We start from the raw sequence: 1,766 nt of genomic DNA on the forward strand, positions 1-1,766 counted from the left end.
AGCCGGGAAGAATGCGGTTAAGAATAACTCTCTGAGTGGTGACAAAGCCCGCGAAACGGTGAAACAGGCCGCTGAATCCCTGAAGGATCAGGTGAGGGATAAGCTGGGAGAAGGCACGACATCTGCTATCGCCAACGCAATAATTAATGGCCTTGCTGATACCGGCGATGCGGCGTTAGGCGGAGCTGATTACGCTGCTGATGCGGCAATGGCGCTGGCGTAATGTGCTGCCAGAGACGGTTACTGTGATACGGCTCTGAAAGACCTTGCCGGAAAGAATCAGGCGGTGGCAGACAGCGTTAAGGCGCTGATGAGTAGCGATACCTGGTCTGCGGTTGCTGATACCATCAAACAGGCATCCGAAGGGAATCAGGTGGCGCAGGAAGCCACGGGTGGGATGCTGGCCGGAATTATATTACCGGGCAAGAAAGTGCCAGGTACCCTGAAGGCTGTTAATCCGACGATTAAGATAGCTACGGGTGCAACTGTTGGTGATTTTGAGGCCAGTCTATTTAAATTACCTCCAGGAGAAGGAGTTGCTATAGTCAAACAAACTGCTGCTAACGTTGTTGCAGAACATGGACTGATTAAAGACAGCAAGCTGACTAAAATGAATAATCGCGATGTATATCGTGGGACGGATGGAAATCTTTATGCTCTTGATACACAACATGGACGTTTTGAAGTAGTTACCTTACAGGGGAAACATGTCATGGAAGTCAACTTTGCCATGAAAGAAATTCCTGATAGCAAAGATAAATCTGGCGGACATAACTTGAGGGTTAAATGATGGAGCATATTAAGTTATTAAATTATCCAGAGAAGTCTATCCGGCGAGGAAGGGTTTTTAGATTGCCAGCGGTGTGGCCTTATGAAGATATTGTAGATTTTATGGTAATTGACTTAGCACACACTCATGGCTTGGTTGTATCCTCTGGATTTAAAGCAGGTTCGATGTTAGTGGAATTACCATCAGAAAGTGCTTCTTCAGAAGGCCATGCTTTAAGTACTGAATGGGTGATTAATAATTGGGCTAAGTGGATCTATCCCGAATGTGCTGTTGAAGACGTTTATATCATTGACCAATATACAGTAACAGCCTTTGGCTAAATAAAGTAAACTAGCCTGTATTAATCCCAGCCAACCGGCTGGGATTTTAATTTTATCAGCCAGTTACCTTTCAGTCGCCAGCCAGATGAGCAATTGCTCCGGCCCGGTGATCACTTCAATCTTCTGCCCGGTCGTAAAGCCCAGCGCTTCCAGCCAGCGGCCTTTAATGGTCAGCTGTGGCAGCGAGTTCGGCTGGCCTTTATTAGGGCAGCCAGTCCTCTGGCTCTACCCCGTGCAGAGAGCAGCGTACCGCCCGGGGCAGCAGCCTGACGGCGGGGGACAACCTGAGCGTGGTGGCGCGTGGCAGCGGCGTGAAAGGCGCCGACGGCGCCCTGAGGGTGCTGGGCGCGCAGGTGAGCGGCGAGTAGGTGAAGGCGGAGGTAGGGCGCAACCTGACGCTGGCGAGCGAGCAGGACAGCGACCGCTACGACTCGAAGCAGCAGAGCGCCAGTGCGGGCGGCAGCTTTACCTTCGGCTCGATGACCGGCTCGTCAAACGTCAACGCCTCGCACGACAAGATGCACAGCACCTGGCAGAGCGTGGAGGAGCAGACCGGCATTTTCGTGGGCAGGGGCTTTGACGTTAGCGTCGGGGCGCACACCCAGCTGGACGGGGCGGTAATCGGCTCGACCGCGGCGGCGGGCGCAACGGGCGCT

At 52.7% G+C, this 1,766-nt stretch carries 1 protein-coding gene and 3 pseudogenes; 3 read left to right on the plus strand and 1 reads right to left on the minus strand.

What is annotated here, in order from left to right:
- Positions 1-790: pseudogene (locus tag BBB56_RS24020) on the plus strand (hypothetical protein); the annotation flags it as partial.
- Positions 787-1,110: an Imm45 family immunity protein gene (gene imm45, locus BBB56_RS23310; RefSeq protein ID WP_233593103.1), complete on the plus strand. Its 324-nt coding sequence runs from the start codon at positions 787-789 to the stop codon at positions 1,108-1,110. The pseudogene BBB56_RS24020 and the gene imm45, both read left to right, overlap by 4 nt.
- A gap of 63 nt (positions 1,111-1,173) precedes the next feature.
- Here imm45 and BBB56_RS23315 read toward each other — a convergent pair.
- A pseudogene (locus tag BBB56_RS23315) lies at positions 1,174-1,317 on the minus strand (SymE family type I addiction module toxin); the annotation flags it as partial.
- A gap of 2 nt (positions 1,318-1,319) precedes the next feature.
- Between BBB56_RS23315 and BBB56_RS24025 the strand changes: the two are divergent.
- Positions 1,320-1,766: pseudogene (locus BBB56_RS24025) on the plus strand (hemagglutinin repeat-containing protein); the annotation flags it as partial.

This window comes from Candidatus Pantoea deserta (assembly GCF_003813865.1).
GTDB lineage: Bacteria > Pseudomonadota > Gammaproteobacteria > Enterobacterales > Enterobacteriaceae > Pantoea > Pantoea deserta.

Bases quoted from the DNA above. Each gene is read 5' to 3' on its own strand.
- imm45 (WP_233593103.1), top strand. From the start codon at position 787: ATGATGGAGCATATTAAGTTATTAAATTATCCAGAGAAGTCTATCCGG.